We start from the raw sequence: 14,554 nt of genomic DNA, 5'->3' as shown, positions 1-14,554 counted from the left end.
CGCGGGCGTGTTCACTCAGTGGCGCGAGCCGGCCAGTTCGCTGCCGGTCGCTGGCTCGGCGTCAGGCTTTGGGCTTTCACGCAGCTCGATGCGCTTGATCGGGCCGACGATCACCAGGTAGCTGAACACCGCCACCAGGGCGTTGGCGCCGACGTACACCAGGGCCCACTTGAACGAACCCGTGGCGCTGATGATGTAGCCGATCACGATTGGCGTGGTGATCGAGGCGATGTTGCCGAAGGTGTTGAACAGCCCGCCCGACAGCCCGGCGATCTGTTTCGGCGAGGTGTCGGCGACCACCGCCCAGCCCAGCGCGCCGATGCCTTTGCCGAAGAACGCCAGGGTCATGAAGCCGACCACCATCCACTCGGCGTCGACGTAGTTGCAGAACACCATGGTGGTCGACAGCAGCAGGCCGCAGACGATCGGCAGCTTGCGCGAGAAGGTCAGCGAGTTGCCGCGGCGCAGCAGCCAGTCGGAGATCACCCCGCCCAGCACACCACCGATGAAGCCGCAGACCGCCGGCAGCGAGGCGATGAAGCCGGCCTTGAGGATGGTCATGCCGCGCTCCTGTACCAGGTACACCGGGAACCAGGTGAGGAAGAAGTAGGTGATGGCGTTGATGCAGTACTGGCCCAGGTACACGCCCAGCAGCATGCGGCTGGTCAGCAGTTGCTTGATGTAGCCCCATTTCGGGCCGTCGTTGCCGCGCTTCTGGTCCATGTCCACCAGCCCGCCATTCTGCTCGATGTGTTCGAGTTCACCTGGGCTGATGCGTGGGTGTTGGCGCGGGTTGTAGATGGTCTTCAGCCACACCATGGAGAACACGATGCCCAGTGCGCCCATCACCACGAACACGTGCTCCCAGCCGAAGCTGAACACGATCCAGCCCATGATCGGTGCGAACAATGCGGTGGCGAAGTACTGCGCCGAGTTGAAGATGGCCGAGGCGGTGCCGCGTTCCTGGGTCGGGAACCAGGCCGCGACGATGCGCGCATTGCCGGGGAACGACGGGGCTTCGGCAAAACCGACCAGAAAGCGCAGGGTGAACAGTGTCACCACCGCCCAGGCCACTGGCAGGCCACCGACAAAGCCCTGCAGCAGGGTGAACAGCGACCAGGTGAAGATGCTGAAGGCGTAGACGTTCTTGGAACCGAAGCGGTCGAGCAGCCAGCCACCAGGAATCTGGCCAGCCACGTATGCCCATCCGAAGGCGGAGAAGATGTAGCCGAGGGTCACGGCATCGATGCCGAGGTCTTTCTGCAGGCTGGAGCCCGCGATGGCAATGGTGGCGCGGTCGGCGTAGTTGATCGTGGTCACCAGGAACAGCATGAACAGGATCAGGTAGCGCACATGCGTCTTCTTCGTCGCTTGCATGCTGGTAGTACTCCCACTAGTTATTTTTGTGCGGGCTCACGAATTGTAACCGGAGTGGGGTTGGCCCACTCCGGGTGCGGCATCTGGCAGGCCGCGGGCGGCGCTTACTGCGGGCCCATCTTGTCCATCAGCGCGGCGAGTTTTTGGTACTCGTCGGCGGTGAGGTCGGTAAGCGGAGTACGCACCGGGCCGGCGTCGTAACCGGCGATTTTGGCGCCGGCCTTGACGATGCTCACGGCATAACCGGCCTTGCGGTTGCGGATGTCCAGGTACGGCAGGAAGAAGTCGTCGATCAGCTTGGCCACGGTGGCGTGGTCGTCACGGGCGATGGCGTTGTAGAAGTCCATGGCGGTCTTAGGCACGAAGTTGAACACGGCGGAGGAGTACACCGGCACGCCCAGGGCCTTGTAGGCGGCCGCATACACCTCGGCGGTCGGCAGGCCACCCAGGTAGCTGAAGCGGTCGCCCAGGCGGCGACGGATCGACACCATCAGCTCGATGTCACCCAGGCCGTCCTTGTAGCCGATCAGGTTCGGGCAGCGCTCGGCCAGTTTTTCCAGCAGGTCGGCGTTCAGGCGGCAGACGTTGCGGTTGTAGACGACTACGCCGATGTTTACCGATTTGCACACGGCTTCGACGTGGGCGGCGACGCCTTCCTGGCTGGCTTCGGTCAGGTAGTGCGGCAGCAGCAGCAGGCCCTTGGCACCCAGGCGCTCGGCTTCTTGCGCGTATTCGATGGCCTGGCGGGTGGAGCCACCGACGCCGGCGAGGATAGGGACCGACTTGGCGCAGGTGTCGACGGCGGTCTTGATCACCTGGCTGTATTCGCTGGCTACCAGCGAGAAGAACTCACCGGTGCCACCGGCGGCGAACAGGGCGCTGGCGCCGTACGGGGCCAACCATTCCAGACGCTTGACGTAGCCAGCCGGGTTGAAGTCGCCCTGGGCGTTGAAGTCGGTGACCGGGAAGGACAGCAGGCCGTGGGAGAGGATGGATTTGAGTTCTTGTGGAGTCATTGTTGTTGGCATCCTGTGGCGCTTGGGTGAAGGGTGTTGTTTTGCGTTGGAGGTAAGTTATCGTACAACCTGTACGATGACTAGTCCCTCTGGGAGATTTTTTTGTGGAGGGGAGGAAGGAATGTTATTGCCTGTGCCGGCCTCTTCGCGGGTAAACCCGCTCCCACAGGCACCGCTTCGCGCTTGAAATTTTCGGAGATCCCTGTGGGAGCGGGTTTACCCGCGAAGAGGCCAGAACAGGCGACAACAACAGATGCACGAGACGCAGATGGCAGATTCATCGCGATCAGTCATCGTATCTCTTTATGGGGCAGGAAAAAACGATCGCGGAGACAGGCACAAGCCCGCCGCCCGTTTCCACAGGAAGTGTTCTGGGACCAGCAGAGGGTGACCGGGGAAAACGGGGGCGACCTTGCGCCGCCCCGCGATCAAAGCAGAGGAAACTGGGGTCAGGCAGCGTGCTGACGCTTGATCTGCGCCTTGCGTACCTGGGCCCGGCAAGCGTCGCCGAAAGCCTGGAAAATCTTGATCGAATCCGGGTTCTTCGCTGCTTGCCATTCCGGGTGCCACTGCACGGCGAACAGGAATGGCGAGATGCTCGGGGCATGGATCGCCTCGACCAGGCCGTCTTCGGCGTGGGCGATGGCCTCGATGCCGGCGCCGAGCTTGCGCAGGCCTTGGCCATGCAGCGAGTTGACGCGAATCTCGTCGCTACCCAGGGTGTCACGCAGCCAGCTGTCCGGCTTGATCTTCACGCCGTGCACCTGGGCGTATTGCACCTCGACCGGGTCTTCCGGGTTTTCCCGGTGGTCGTTGAAGCCTGGCTCGGCGTACACCTTCTGGTAGATGTCGCCACCCAGGGCCACGTTGATTTCCTGCATGCCACGGCAGATGCCGAAGATCGGCAGGCCACGCTTGATCGCGGCCTTGACCAGCGGGATGTCGAACAGGTCGCGGTTCTGGTCCTGGCCTTTGCCGGGGGTCTCGTTTTCCTGGCCGTACAGGGCCGGGTCGATGTTGCTGCCGGCGCCGGTCAGGTACACGCCGTCGGCCATGTCCAGATAGGTCTCGAGATCTTCGATGCCGCAGCAGGTGGGCACCAGCACCGGGACGCAATCGGAAAACTCGACCAGCGGGGTGATGTATTTGTGGGTCATGACCTGATAGTCATGGCCTTTGCGCTCTTGGCTGCCCATGGTCATCAGGACGACGGGTTTGCGCAGGGAGGGTTGCTTGTTGCCAATGTTGCTGTTGGACATATGTCACCTTGGGACAGGTTCGGCCTGTCGTTGTTGTGCAGGTGCACGGCGCGGGGCCATGGGTGCAACCTGTAGCCCCGAGCACTGCCGGCTCGTCGGAGGCGACGATTCCGGTCGGGGCTTGTAGATAGCTTGCCAGAGCCGTTCGATATGTCAAACGACGGAGCAGGGCTTGATGGCAGGGAATGCGCCGGATTTTGGGCTCTTAAACCGATGCGGGCCTGTAGTGGCGTGGGTTTGGCGGGGGTTAAGGTCAATAATATTTAACGATGCAGTTGGGTCTTTGCAGCGGTGCAATGAAGGTATCGCCTGTTCCGGCTTCTTCGCGGGCATGCCCGCTCCCACAGGTTGATCACCGGTCTCGAAGGCCGAGGTGATCCTGTGGGAGATTGCCCAGCCCTTTGGGCTGCGCTTTCGCGCAGAGAACCAATATCGCTCGTCTGACGCGTCCTTTGTAGGAGCAGCCTTGTGCTGCGAAGAGGCCGGTACAGCCGATAGACAGGCTTTGTCAGCCCCGGCCTCTTCGCAGCACAAGGCTGCTCCTACAGAACCTCGCCGAACCAATGAGTCATGTGTTGTTCTATGAGAGCGGGCGAGCCCGCGAAGAGGCCGGAACAGGTGTCAGTGCAGTATTTGCGCCAGGAACCCCTTGGCCCGCTCGGTACGCGGCTGGTTGAAGAACACCTGCGGCGGGCTGTCTTCGATGATCTGCCCGCCCTCGAGGAACAGCACCCGCTCGGCTACCTGGCGGGCAAAGCCCATTTCATGGGTGACGCAAAGCATGGTCATGCCAGTGCCGGCCAGTTGCACCAGCACATCCAGCACCTCGGCGACCATCTCCGGGTCAAGCGCCGAGGTGGGCTCGTCGAACAGCATGATCCGCGGCTTCATGCACAGCGCCCGGGCAATCGCCACGCGCTGCTGCTGGCCGCCGGACAGCTGGCTGGGGTACTTGTGCGCCTGGCTTTCGATGCCGACCTTGCTCAGGTACATGCGCGCCCGCTCCTCGGCGTCCTTGCGCGACAGGCCGCGCACGCTGGTGGGGGCCAGCAGGCAGTTGTCGAGCACGCTCATGTGCGGGAACAGGTTGAAGTGCTGGAACACCATGCCGATGTCGCTGCGCACCTGCGTCGCTTCGCGGGTGGTGGCCGCCAGGTCGATGCCATCCACCTTGATGCTGCCCTGCTGGGCCACTTCCAGGCGGTTGATGCAGCGGATCAGGGTCGACTTGCCCGAGCCGGACGGCCCGCACAGCACGATGCGTTCGCCTTCGCGCACCTGCAGGTCGATGTCGCGCAGCACGTGGAACGCGCCGTAGTGCTTGTTCAGGCCTTCGATGCGGATCAGCACCGGGCGTGGGTCGGGTTCGGGGGCAAGGGTGGCAAGGCTCAGTGGTGCGGTCATCTTGTTGTTCTCCCGCAGGGGTTCAGTCGAAACGGGTCGCGCTGTAGGGCGCGGGGTCGGTGAAGGGGCGTTCGCCGGTGACCAGTTCGGCCACTAGCCGGCCGCTGACCGGGCCCAGGGTGAGGCCGTGGTGGGCGTGGCCGAAGTTGAACCACAGCCCCGGGTGGCGCGGCGCCGGGCCGATCACCGGGCGCATGTCGGGCAGGCACGGGCGGCGGCCCAGCCACGGGGTGTCGTCCAGGCGCTCACCCAGGGCCGGGAACAGCTTGCGCGCCAGGGCTTCGCAACGGCCCAGCTGGATCTGGTTGCCCGGCGCGCTGCTGGCGTCGAACTCGATGCCGGTGGTCAGGCGCACGCCGCGGGCCATCGGCGCCAGCACGTAGCCGCCCTGGGTGTCGCAGATGGAATGCTCCAGTTGCGCGCCGTCACGGGTGCTGTAGTGCATGTGGTAGCCACGCTTGATCGCCAGCGGTATCTGGTAGCCCAGGCCACTGAACAGGTCGGCTGACTGCGGGCCGAGGCAGGCCACTACCTCGTTGGCGGTGATCGGGCCGCGGCGGCTGTCTACCTGCCATTGGCCGTCGACCTGGCGCAGGCTGCGCGCATCGCCATGCAGGAACTGCCCGCCGCGCTGCGTGAACAGGGTGGCGTAGCCGCGGGTGAGGGCGCCGGGGTTGTTCACGGTCTTGGGGTCGAGCCAGTGAATGCCGCCGACCACGCTGGCGTCCAGCTGGTGCTCGCGGGCCTGCAACTGCCCGCATTCGAGGATTTCGAACTGCAGGCCATAACGGCTCAGGCCCTTGGCGTCGGCCTTGGCCTGCTCGAACAGCGCCGGGTCACGGAACACTTCGATCCAGCCTTTGGCCTGCACCAGCCCTTCCAGGCCGGCGGCAGCGATCAGTGCGTCGTGCTCCTCGACGCAGCGTTGCACCAGCGGCAGCATGTCGGCGGCGGCCCCGGCCAGGCGCCCGGGGGCCGACTGGCGCCAGTAGCGCCACAGCCAGGGTGCGGCCTTGGGCAGGTGCAGCAGGCTGTAGCGCACATCGGGCTGGCGGTTCAGGCCGTAGCGCAGCAGCGCGCCCAGTTGTCGCGGGAAGGCATAGGGGATCACGCTGGAGCGCTCGATCAGCCCGGCATTGCCGTGGCTGGTGCCGCTGCCCGGTTCGTCGCGGTCGATCAGGATCACCTGGCGCCCGCGGGCCTGCAGGTGCAGCGCGGTGCTGACGCCGACGATGCCGGCGCCGAGGACAAGGGTCTGGCAATGCATGGAACGTATCCTTCGGTCAGTTCAGGTGGCGGCCCAGGCGGGCTTCCAGGTGTTTCAGCAGGCGCCGCACCAGTTCGACGATCAGCAGGTAGAGCACGGCGGCCCACAGGTAGATCTGGAAGTCGAAACTGCGCGAGAAGGCCAGTTTGGTCACGCCCATCAGGTCGTAGATGGTCACCAGCGAGGCGATCGCGCTGGCCTTGATCATCAGGATCAGTTCGTTGCCCAGCGGGCCGATGGCCACCAGCAGCGACTGCGGCAGGATCACCTTGAAGAAGGTGGTCGAGCGCTTCAGGTTCAGCGCCCGCGCCGCCTCATGCTGGCCGGGGGCGACGGCCATCAGGCTGCCGCGGAAGATTTCTGCCTGGTAGGCGGCGGTGTTCAGGGTGAACGCCAGCAGGGTGCAGAACCACGCCTCGCGGAAGAACCACCACAGGCCGACGTCCTGCCAGAAGCCCTTGAGCGAGCCCAGGCCGTAATACAGCAGGAACAGCTGGGCCAGCAGCGGCGAGCCGCGGAAGAAGTACACGTAGCCGGCGGCCATGCGCTGCAGCAGCAGGCTGCGCGACATGCGCGCCAGGGCCAGCAACAGGCCGAGCACGGCACCCAGGCTGAAGGAAATCGCCACCAGCTTGGCCGTTACCAGCAGGCCATCGAGGAAGCGCGGGCCGTAGCGGTCCAGCAGGTCGGGGTCGAGGACCAGCGCCAGCAGTTGTTCGAAGCTCATGCGCGTGCTCCTTGCAGGTGGCGGTTGCTGCGCCGTTCGATGAAGGCGAACACGCGCCCGGAAATGGCGGCGAACAGCAGGTAGCCCAGGCAGGCGACGCCATAGAAGAACATCGGCTCCTTGGTCACGCTGACGGCCAGGTTGGTCTGGCGCATCAGGTCGACCAGCGAGATGGTCGAGACCAGCGAGGTGTCCTTGAGCAGCGACAGCCAGTTGTTGGACAGGCCGGGCAGGGCGATGCGGGTCAGTTGCGGCAGCAGCACCTTGAAGAAGCCGGTGCGCTTGCTCAGGCCCAGCGCCGAGCAGGCTTCCAGCTGGCCCTTGGGCAGGGTCTTGAAGGCTGCCAGCCAGATCTCGCTGGAGAACGCGGCGAACACCAGGCTGAAGGCGATCATCGCGGCGAGGAAGGTATTGATCAGGAACTCACCCTGGTAGCCCATGGCTGCGAGGATCTTCTGTGCAGCGATCTGGCAGCCGTAATAGATGATCAGCAGCGTCAGCAGTTCGGGCAGGCCACGGAACACGGTAGAGAAGGTGGTGGCCCAGGCGCGCGGCAAGCGCTTGCGCGAGCGTGCTGCAAGGGCGACGACCAGGCCCAGCGGCAGGCCGATGGGCAGGCAGGCCAGGGCCAGGGAAACGGTGACCAGGGCGCCGGCCAGCAGCGCCTGGCCCCAGCCTCCACTGGCGAAGGACAGCAAGGATAATTGATCGAGCATGACGAACACCTTGTGTTGACCTCACCGGCCTCATCGCCGGCAAGCCAGCTCCCACAGGTACACCGCTGTTCTTCAGGTCAGTGAGCAACCTGTGGGAGCTGGCTTGCCGGCGATAGGGCCCAGTCAGGCAATGAGGGCTTGAAGATCAGTTGTAGATATCGAAAGCGAAGTACTTGCTGGCGATCTTCTGGTAGGTGCCGTTGGCCACGATCTGTTGCAGCGCGGTGTTCAGGCGCTGGCGCAGGGCTTCGTCGTCCTTGCGCACGGCAATGGCGGCATCGGCCTTGGTGTCGGCCACGTCGCCGAGGATCTTGCAGCAGTCCCCGCCGTTCTTGGTCATCCACTCGTTCAGTGGGAATTTGTCGGCAATTACGCCATCCAGGCGGCCCGCGGCCAGGTCGGCGTTGGCTTCGTCCATGGTCGGGTACAGCTTCACATCCGCACCGGCCTTGGCGTAGACGTCTTCGGCATAGATGGCCTGGGTGGAGGACGACTGGGCGCCAACGGTGTAGCCGTCGAAGTTGGTCTGGGCGTCGGTGATCTTGCTGTCCTTGGCCACGGCGACAGTCAGCGGGGTGCGGTAGTAGTGGTCGGTGAAGGCGATTTTCTTGCGCCGTTCTTCGGTATTGATCATCGACGCGACCACTGCGTCGTACTTGCGTGCCATCAGCGCCGGGATGATGCCTTCCCAGTCCTGGGCCACCAGCGTGCACTCGACTTTCATCTGCTCGCACAGGGCGTGGGTGATGTCGACGTCGAAGCCGTGCAACTGGTTATTGGCGTCGACATAGTTGAAGGGCGGGTAGGCGCCCTCGGTGGCGAAGCGCAGGGTTTCGGCACTGGCGGCACCCGACAGCAGCAGGGCGCACGCACCCACCAAGGCCATGGTCTTTTTCATCTCGCACCTCATTGCACTCTTGCTATTGTTGTTTTCCCGTCGACCACGAGGTGTAGCCGACGAATTCGTTATGTAGAGCGGCAGTTGCTTCCAAGCGCTTTTCAACATCCGGCCCGAGCTTCTTGCAGACCTCGTTGACCATCAGGTGCACCCACGACAGCATGGTCGAGGTGGACTCCCAGAACAGGTTGAACTCGGTGGGGATGCGGAACACCTCGTCGGCGTTGGCATCGGCCCAGTCACAGAAGGTGTCGGTCACCAGGGTGACCGCTATGCCAGCCTCGCGCGCCTTCTGGCACAACAGCAGGGCATGGCGGGAATAACGGCGGGCTTCGAACACCACCAGGGCGCTGTCTTCGGCGCGGCCCAGCAATACTTCGCCAAAGTGCCCGGCACTCATATCCACCAGCTGCACGCCATCGCGCAGGTACTGCAGCAGGTGGCTCATGCACATGGCGATGCCGCGCTCGGTCTGGAAGCCGGCAATGAACACCCGCTGCTTGCTTGCCAGGCGCTGCGCGACGCTGTGCCAGGCGCTGCTCTGGCGATACTCGTGCACGCGCACCAGGGCGGCGATTTCCAGCTCCAGGCTGCCGGCGTTGTCGCTGGCGTCCTGGTTCTGGCGGTAATCTTGCAGGCGGTCGCCCACCAGCCACGGGCCATCGCCCAGGTCGTTCTGCAGGTCTTGCTTCAACGCCTTGAGATGGGCATAACCCAATGAACGGCAGAAACGGCCGACGCTGGATTCGCTGACGCCCAGCTTGACGGCAATGCTGGCCGAGGTCTGGAACGGCAGTTCATGCAGGTTGGCGAGCATGTAGGTGGCGATCTTGCGGCCCGAAGCAGCGGCCCCTTCGAGGCTGTTTTCCAGGCGTTGCTTGATCGGTTGGCTCATGCTGCGGCTCCAGGGGTAAGGCTTGCGAAAGAAAATGGCTGTTTTCTGTCATCAAGTCAACATTTGACAGATAGCTGTCACATGCAGGAAAGTTTTTGTCGTTGCAACGCTGTAGCCATTCCAATTCCAACAAGGAGCTTCAGATGTCCGCACCTTCCACCAGCACCGTCGTGCGTGTGCCTTTTACCGAGCTGCAGGGCCTGTTGCAGAGCATTTTCCAGCGCCATGGCTGCAGCGAAAGCGTGGCCCGGGTGCTGGCCCACAATTGCGCCAGCGCCCAGCGCGATGGTGCCCATAGCCATGGGGTGTTCCGCATGCCCGGCTATGTTTCGACATTGGCCAGTGGCTGGGTCGATGGCCAGGCCACGCCGAAGGTCAGCGACGTGGCGCCCGGTTATGTTCGCGTCGATGCCGCAGGCGGCTTCGCCCAGCCGGCGCTGGCGGCGGCCCGCGAACTTCTGGTGGCGAAGGCGCGCAACGCTGGCATCGCCGTGCTGGCGATCCACAACTCGCACCACTTCGCCGCGCTGTGGCCGGATGTGGAGCCTTTCGCCGACGAAGGCCTGGTAGCCCTGAGCGTGGTCAACAGCATGACCTGCGTGGTGCCGCACGGCGCCCGCAAGCCGCTGTTCGGCACCAACCCCATCGCCTTTGCCGCACCCTGCGCCGAACATGACCCGATCGTCTTCGACATGGCCACCAGCGCCATGGCCCATGGCGACGTGCAGATTGCCGCGCGTGCTGGCCAGCAATTGCCGCAGGGCATGGGTGTGGATTCCAATGGCGAGCCGACCACCGACCCCAAGGCGATTCTGGAAGGCGGCGCCTTGCTGCCATTTGGCGGGCACAAGGGCTCGGCCTTGTCGATGATGGTCGAGTTGCTGGCGGCGGCGCTGACCGGCGGGCATTTCTCCTGGGAGTTCGACTGGTCGGGGCACCCGGGGGCGAAGACGCCGTGGACCGGGCAACTGATCATCGTCATCGACCCGAACAAGGCCGAGGGCGAACGTTTTGCCCAGCGCAGCCGCGAGCTGGTCGAGCAGATGCAGGCGGTAGGGCTGACGCGCATGCCGGGCGAGCGGCGTTACCGCGAGCGCGAGGTGGCCGAGGAGGAGGGGGTGGCGGTGACCGAGCAGGAATTGCAAGGCCTGAACGAGCTGCTTGGCTGACCCGGCCCTATCGCCGGCAAGCCAGCTCCCACAGGTACACCACAAACCTTAAGGCCTGTGGTGTACCTGTGGGAGCTGGCTTGCCGGCGATGAGGCCCTCACTGCCTGCGCCAATCCTCAGCCATGCAATGTTGCATAGACAACCTTGCACAATAGTTGATGTTCCTGAGCCCGCACTCCGGGTATGCTCAGGGCTGCCTTTTCGAACTGTCCTGATCCAAGGAGCTGCACGCTGTGTTCAAACATGTCGATGCCTATGCCGGCGACCCGATCCTCTCGTTGATGGAAACCTTCAAGGCCGACCCGCGCGCCGACAAGGTCAACCTGAGTATCGGCCTGTACTACGATGAGGCCGGCGTGGTGCCGCAACTGGCGGCTGTGGATGCGGTGGAGAAACGCATCGCCGGCCAGGACCACGAAGCCTCTCTGTACCTGCCGATGGAAGGCCTGGCCAGCTACCGCCAGGCGATCCAGGCGCTGCTGTTCGGTGCCGATCACCCGGCTGTTACCGGCGGGCGTGTGGCCACCGTGCAGACCGTAGGCGGTTCCGGCGCCCTCAAAGTTGGCGCCGACTTCCTCAAGCGCTACTTCCCGCAGTCCGAAGTCTGGGTCAGCAACCCGACCTGGGACAACCACCGCGCCATCTTCGAAGGCGCCGGCTTCAAGGTGCACACCTACCCGTACTTCGACCAGGCCACCCGTGGCGTGGACTTCGACGGCATGCTGGCCACCCTGCAGACCCTGCCGGCCAACAGCGTGGTGCTGCTGCACCCGTGCTGCCACAACCCCACCGGCGCCGACCTGGAACAGCACCAGTGGCAACAGGTGGTTGAAGTGGTCAAGGCACGCCAACTGATCCCGTTCCTCGACATCGCCTACCAGGGCTTCGCCGAAGGCCTGGTGGAAGACGCCTACGCCATCCGCGAAATGGCCCGCGCCGGCGTGCCGTGCCTGGTCAGCAACTCGTTCTCGAAGATCTTCTCGCTGTACGGCGAGCGTGTCGGCGGCCTGTCGGTGGTCTGCGACGATGAAGCCACTGCCCAGAGCGTGCTCGGCCAGCTGAAGGCTACCGTGCGCCGCAACTACTCCAGCCCGCCCAACTTCGGCGCCCAGCTGGTCGCTGGCGTGCTCGGCGATGCGGCCCTCAATGCCCAGTGGGCCGAGGAAGTCGAAGTGATGCGCAAACGTATCCTCGACATGCGCCAGGCGCTGGTCGATGCCCTGGCCGTGCTGCTGCCAGGCCAGGACTTCCAGTTCTTCCTGCGCCAGCGCGGCATGTTCAGCTACACCGGCTTCAGCGTCGAGCAGGTGCGCCGCCTGCGTGACGAGTTCGGCGTGTACCTGATCGACAGCGGCCGCGTATGCATGTCCGGCCTGCGCCCGGCCAACCTGCAACGGGTTGCCGAAGCCTTCGCCGCCGTCCAGAAGTAACACCGTACCAGGCCGCTTCTGTGGGGCGCGGCCTTTGTAGGAGCGGCCTTGTGTCGCGAAAGGGGTGCGCAGCGCCCCCAACGTTTGCAACTTCGCCGCGAATATTGCCGGGGCCGCTTTGCGGCCCTTTCGCGACACAAGGCCGCTCCTACACCTGTCAAATCCCTCCTGCAGTCCACGGGCACAACCCGCTTGTAAAGACAAGTGCAACCGCTCCTCGGAAAAGGGCTTCGCAAGTGAAACCTTTCCGTGCACAATCGCGCTCCCTTTTTCGGTTGAGTTGGGCGAAACGTCTATTTCGCCATTCTCAGCCTGTTGCAGTCTTGCGAGTGGAGCTTCACCCGGAATGAATGAGCAGGCCCCAAGCGTTGAACAACGCTTTGCAGAATCGACCCCCGCCACCCTCGGCAGCTGGTCGCGTCACGACACCACCTGGATGCTGGGCCTGTTCGGCACAGCGATCGGCGCCGGAACCCTGTTCCTGCCGATCAACGCCGGCCTTGGCGGCTTCTGGCCGTTGCTGATCCTGGCCATGCTGGCCTTCCCGATGACCTATTTCGCTCACCGCGGGCTGACCCGTTTCGTCCTTTCCGGGCGCAATGACGGCGATATCACCGAAGTGGTCAAGGAGCACTTCGGCATTACCGCCGGCGCCTCGATCACCGTGCTGTACTTCTTCGCGATCTTCCCGATCCTGCTTATCTATAGCGTGGCGCTGACCAACACCGTGTCCAGCTTCATGGAGCACCAGCTGCACATGCAGCCGCCGCCACGGGCCATCCTGTCGTTCGTGCTGATCCTCGGCCTGCTGGCCATCGTGCGCTGCGGGGAGCAGGCCACGGTCAAGGTCATGAGCCTGCTGGTCTACCCGTTCATCGTCGCCCTGGCATTGCTGGGCCTGTACCTGGTGCCGCACTGGACCGGTGGCATTCTCGACAGCGCCACCCAGGTACCACCAGCTTCGGCCTTCCTGCACACCCTGTGGCTGGCGATTCCGGTGATGGTGTTCTCGTTCAACCACTCGCCGATCATCTCCGCCTTTGCCGTCGACCAGAAGCGCCGCTACGGCGAGCATGCCGATGAGCGTAGCGGCCAGATCCTGCGCCGTGCCCACCTGCTGATGGTGGTGATGGTGCTGTTCTTCGTGTTCAGCTGCGTGCTCACCCTGAGCAGCGCCCAGCTGGCCGAGGCCAAGGCGCAGAACCTGTCGATCCTGTCGTACCTGGCCAACCACTTCAGCAACCCGACCATCGCGTTCGCTGCACCGCTGATCGCCTTCGTGGCCATTGCCAAGTCGTTCCTCGGCCACTACATCGGCGCCAGCGAAGGCCTGAAGGGCATCATCACCAAGGCCGGTGCACGCCCGGCGGGCAAGACCCTGGACCGGGTGGTTGCCGCGCTGATGCTGGTGGTGTGCTGGATTGTCGCCACCCTCAACCCGAGCATCCTCGGCATGATCGAGTCGCTCGGTGGCCCGATCCTCGCGGTGTTGCTGTTCCTGATGCCGATGTACGCCATTCGCCGCGTGCCATCCATGCGCAAGTACAGCGGTGCTGCCTCCAACGTGTTCGTGGTAGTGGTCGGCCTGGTTGCGCTGACCTCGGTGGTATACGGCCTGCTGGGCTGATACGCCATCCGCAAAAGTTATGCCCGGGGCGCTTGTAGCCACCCGGGCATTTTTTTGTCCACAAGAATTGTCCGGTAATAGAACAATTTCACTGCCCCCATAGGCACCCGGCCGCCTTCATGCTTAACTCAGTGTCCTTTTCAAACCCGCATAAGGATTTCGTCATGGCTCAAGTGACTCTCAAAGGCAACCCGGTTCAGGTCAACGGCGAGCTGCCGAAAGCCGGCGCCCAGGCTCCGGCTTTCTCCCTGGTAGGTGAAGGCCTGGCTGACAAGTCGCTGACTGACTACGCCGGCAAGCGCAAGGTGCTGAACATCTTCCCGAGCGTCGACACCCCGACCTGCGCTACCTCCGTGCGCAAGTTCAATGCCCAGGCCAACGATGTGGCCAACACCGTGGTGCTGTGCATCTCCGCCGACCTGCCGTTCGCCCAGGCACGCTTCTGCGGCGCCGAAGGCCTGGACAACGTGAAGAACCTGTCGACCCTGCGTGGCCGCGAGTTCCTCGAAAACTACGGCGTGGCCATCGCCGATGGCCCGCTGGCCGGCCTGGCTGCCCGTGCCGTGGTGGTGCTGGACGAAAACGACAAGGTGCTGCACAGCGAGCTGGTTGGCGAAATCGCTGATGAGCCAAACTACGACGCAGCTCTGGCTGTGCTGAAGTAAGAGTTGTGTGGGGCAGGGCGGGCGTCGATCGCCTGTGCCGGCCTCTTCGCAGGTAAACCCGCTCCCACCGATACTGCACAATGCTTCAGGACTGCGCGGTACC

13 protein-coding genes are annotated in these 14,554 nt (G+C 63.9%); 4 read left to right on the top strand and 9 right to left on the bottom strand.

From position 1 onward, the window contains the following. Positions 1 to 15 precede the first annotated feature (15 nt). The 9 genes from E5221_RS16330 to E5221_RS16290 all read right to left on the bottom strand — a co-directional run bounded on the left by E5221_RS16330 (position 16) and on the right by E5221_RS16290 (position 9,559). Positions 16 to 1,377, bottom strand: coding sequence for an MFS transporter (locus tag E5221_RS16330; protein WP_075044995.1), 1,362 nt, complete (start codon positions 1,375 to 1,377; stop codon positions 16 to 18). 104 nt (positions 1,378 to 1,481) lie between these two features. Continuing rightward, on the bottom strand, positions 1,482 to 2,393 hold the full coding sequence (gene kdgD / locus E5221_RS16325) for a 5-dehydro-4-deoxyglucarate dehydratase (protein WP_247845981.1): 912 nt from the start codon (positions 2,391 to 2,393) through the stop codon (positions 1,482 to 1,484). A 449-nt stretch (positions 2,394 to 2,842) separates the two neighbouring features. Continuing rightward, entirely contained in the window at positions 2,843 to 3,652 is an 810-nt protein-coding gene (locus E5221_RS16320; RefSeq protein WP_061551630.1) for a type 1 glutamine amidotransferase, read from the bottom strand. 621 nt (positions 3,653 to 4,273) lie between these two features. After that, a complete protein-coding gene (locus E5221_RS16315) occupies positions 4,274 to 5,056 on the bottom strand; it encodes an amino acid ABC transporter ATP-binding protein (protein ID WP_061551629.1) in 783 nt (260 codons plus the stop codon). Between the two features lie 22 nt (positions 5,057 to 5,078). Next, positions 5,079 to 6,323 (bottom strand): FAD-binding oxidoreductase, encoded by a 1,245-nt coding sequence (locus E5221_RS16310; protein WP_247845980.1) that lies wholly within the window; start codon positions 6,321 to 6,323, stop codon positions 5,079 to 5,081. A gap of 16 nt (positions 6,324 to 6,339) precedes the next feature. Beyond that, positions 6,340 to 7,050, bottom strand: a complete 711-nt coding sequence (locus tag E5221_RS16305; protein WP_025338833.1) for an ABC transporter permease subunit — start codon at positions 7,048 to 7,050, stop codon at positions 6,340 to 6,342. Continuing rightward, positions 7,047 to 7,766: an ABC transporter permease subunit gene (locus tag E5221_RS16300; RefSeq protein ID WP_004376260.1), complete on the bottom strand. Its 720-nt coding sequence runs from the start codon at positions 7,764 to 7,766 to the stop codon at positions 7,047 to 7,049. Before E5221_RS16300 ends, E5221_RS16305 begins: the two co-directional genes overlap by 4 nt. A 145-nt stretch (positions 7,767 to 7,911) precedes the next feature. Continuing rightward, on the bottom strand, positions 7,912 to 8,664 hold the full coding sequence (locus E5221_RS16295) for a transporter substrate-binding domain-containing protein (protein WP_004376261.1): 753 nt from the start codon (positions 8,662 to 8,664) through the stop codon (positions 7,912 to 7,914). Between the two features lie 22 nt (positions 8,665 to 8,686). Continuing rightward, entirely contained in the window at positions 8,687 to 9,559 is an 873-nt protein-coding gene (locus E5221_RS16290; RefSeq protein WP_024087285.1) for a MurR/RpiR family transcriptional regulator, read from the bottom strand. Between the two features lie 143 nt (positions 9,560 to 9,702). On the opposite strand from E5221_RS16290, the gene E5221_RS16285 reads away from it, so the two are divergent. The 4 genes from E5221_RS16285 (at position 9,703) to tpx (ending at position 14,451) form a co-directional block, all read left to right on the top strand. Next, on the top strand, positions 9,703 to 10,728 hold the full coding sequence (locus tag E5221_RS16285; RefSeq protein WP_061551627.1) for an Ldh family oxidoreductase: 1,026 nt from the start codon (positions 9,703 to 9,705) through the stop codon (positions 10,726 to 10,728). 234 nt (positions 10,729 to 10,962) lie between these two features. Further along, a complete protein-coding gene (locus tag E5221_RS16280) occupies positions 10,963 to 12,159 on the top strand; it encodes an amino acid aminotransferase (RefSeq protein WP_015270691.1) in 1,197 nt (398 codons plus the stop codon). 346 nt (positions 12,160 to 12,505) lie between these two features. Beyond that, positions 12,506 to 13,786 (top strand): serine/threonine transporter, encoded by a 1,281-nt coding sequence (locus E5221_RS16275; RefSeq protein WP_061304985.1) that lies wholly within the window; start codon positions 12,506 to 12,508, stop codon positions 13,784 to 13,786. A 164-nt stretch (positions 13,787 to 13,950) separates the two neighbouring features. Continuing rightward, complete coding sequence (gene tpx / locus E5221_RS16270; RefSeq protein WP_039614183.1) at positions 13,951 to 14,451, top strand: thiol peroxidase; 501 nt, start codon at positions 13,951 to 13,953, stop codon at positions 14,449 to 14,451. Positions 14,452 to 14,554: the final 103 nt, after the last annotated feature.

The sequence above is a fragment of the Pseudomonas sp. A2 genome, assembly GCF_023100865.1.
In the GTDB taxonomy this organism is placed as follows: Bacteria; Pseudomonadota; Gammaproteobacteria; order Pseudomonadales; family Pseudomonadaceae; genus Aquipseudomonas; species Aquipseudomonas asiatica.
The sequence above is the reverse complement of the archived record's forward strand: the minus strand, read 5'-3'. Positions and strand labels throughout refer to the sequence as shown.

Bases quoted from the DNA above. Each gene is read 5' to 3' on its own strand.
- E5221_RS16310 (WP_247845980.1), bottom strand. From the start codon at position 6,323: ATGCATTGCCAGACCCTTGTCCTCGGCGCCGGCATCGTCGGCGTCAGC.
- E5221_RS16315 (WP_061551629.1), bottom strand. From the start codon at position 5,056: ATGACCGCACCACTGAGCCTTGCCACCCTTGCCCCCGAACCCGACCCA.
- kdgD (WP_247845981.1), bottom strand. From the start codon at position 2,393: ATGACTCCACAAGAACTCAAATCCATCCTCTCCCACGGCCTGCTGTCC.
- E5221_RS16295 (WP_004376261.1), bottom strand. From the start codon at position 8,664: ATGAAAAAGACCATGGCCTTGGTGGGTGCGTGCGCCCTGCTGCTGTCG.
- E5221_RS16285 (WP_061551627.1), top strand. From the start codon at position 9,703: ATGTCCGCACCTTCCACCAGCACCGTCGTGCGTGTGCCTTTTACCGAG.
- E5221_RS16300 (WP_004376260.1), bottom strand. From the start codon at position 7,766: ATGCTCGATCAATTATCCTTGCTGTCCTTCGCCAGTGGAGGCTGGGGC.
- E5221_RS16305 (WP_025338833.1), bottom strand. From the start codon at position 7,050: ATGAGCTTCGAACAACTGCTGGCGCTGGTCCTCGACCCCGACCTGCTG.
- E5221_RS16275 (WP_061304985.1), top strand. From the start codon at position 12,506: ATGAATGAGCAGGCCCCAAGCGTTGAACAACGCTTTGCAGAATCGACC.
- E5221_RS16330 (WP_075044995.1), bottom strand. From the start codon at position 1,377: ATGCAAGCGACGAAGAAGACGCATGTGCGCTACCTGATCCTGTTCATG.
- E5221_RS16290 (WP_024087285.1), bottom strand. From the start codon at position 9,559: ATGAGCCAACCGATCAAGCAACGCCTGGAAAACAGCCTCGAAGGGGCC.
- tpx (WP_039614183.1), top strand. From the start codon at position 13,951: ATGGCTCAAGTGACTCTCAAAGGCAACCCGGTTCAGGTCAACGGCGAG.
- E5221_RS16320 (WP_061551630.1), bottom strand. From the start codon at position 3,652: ATGTCCAACAGCAACATTGGCAACAAGCAACCCTCCCTGCGCAAACCC.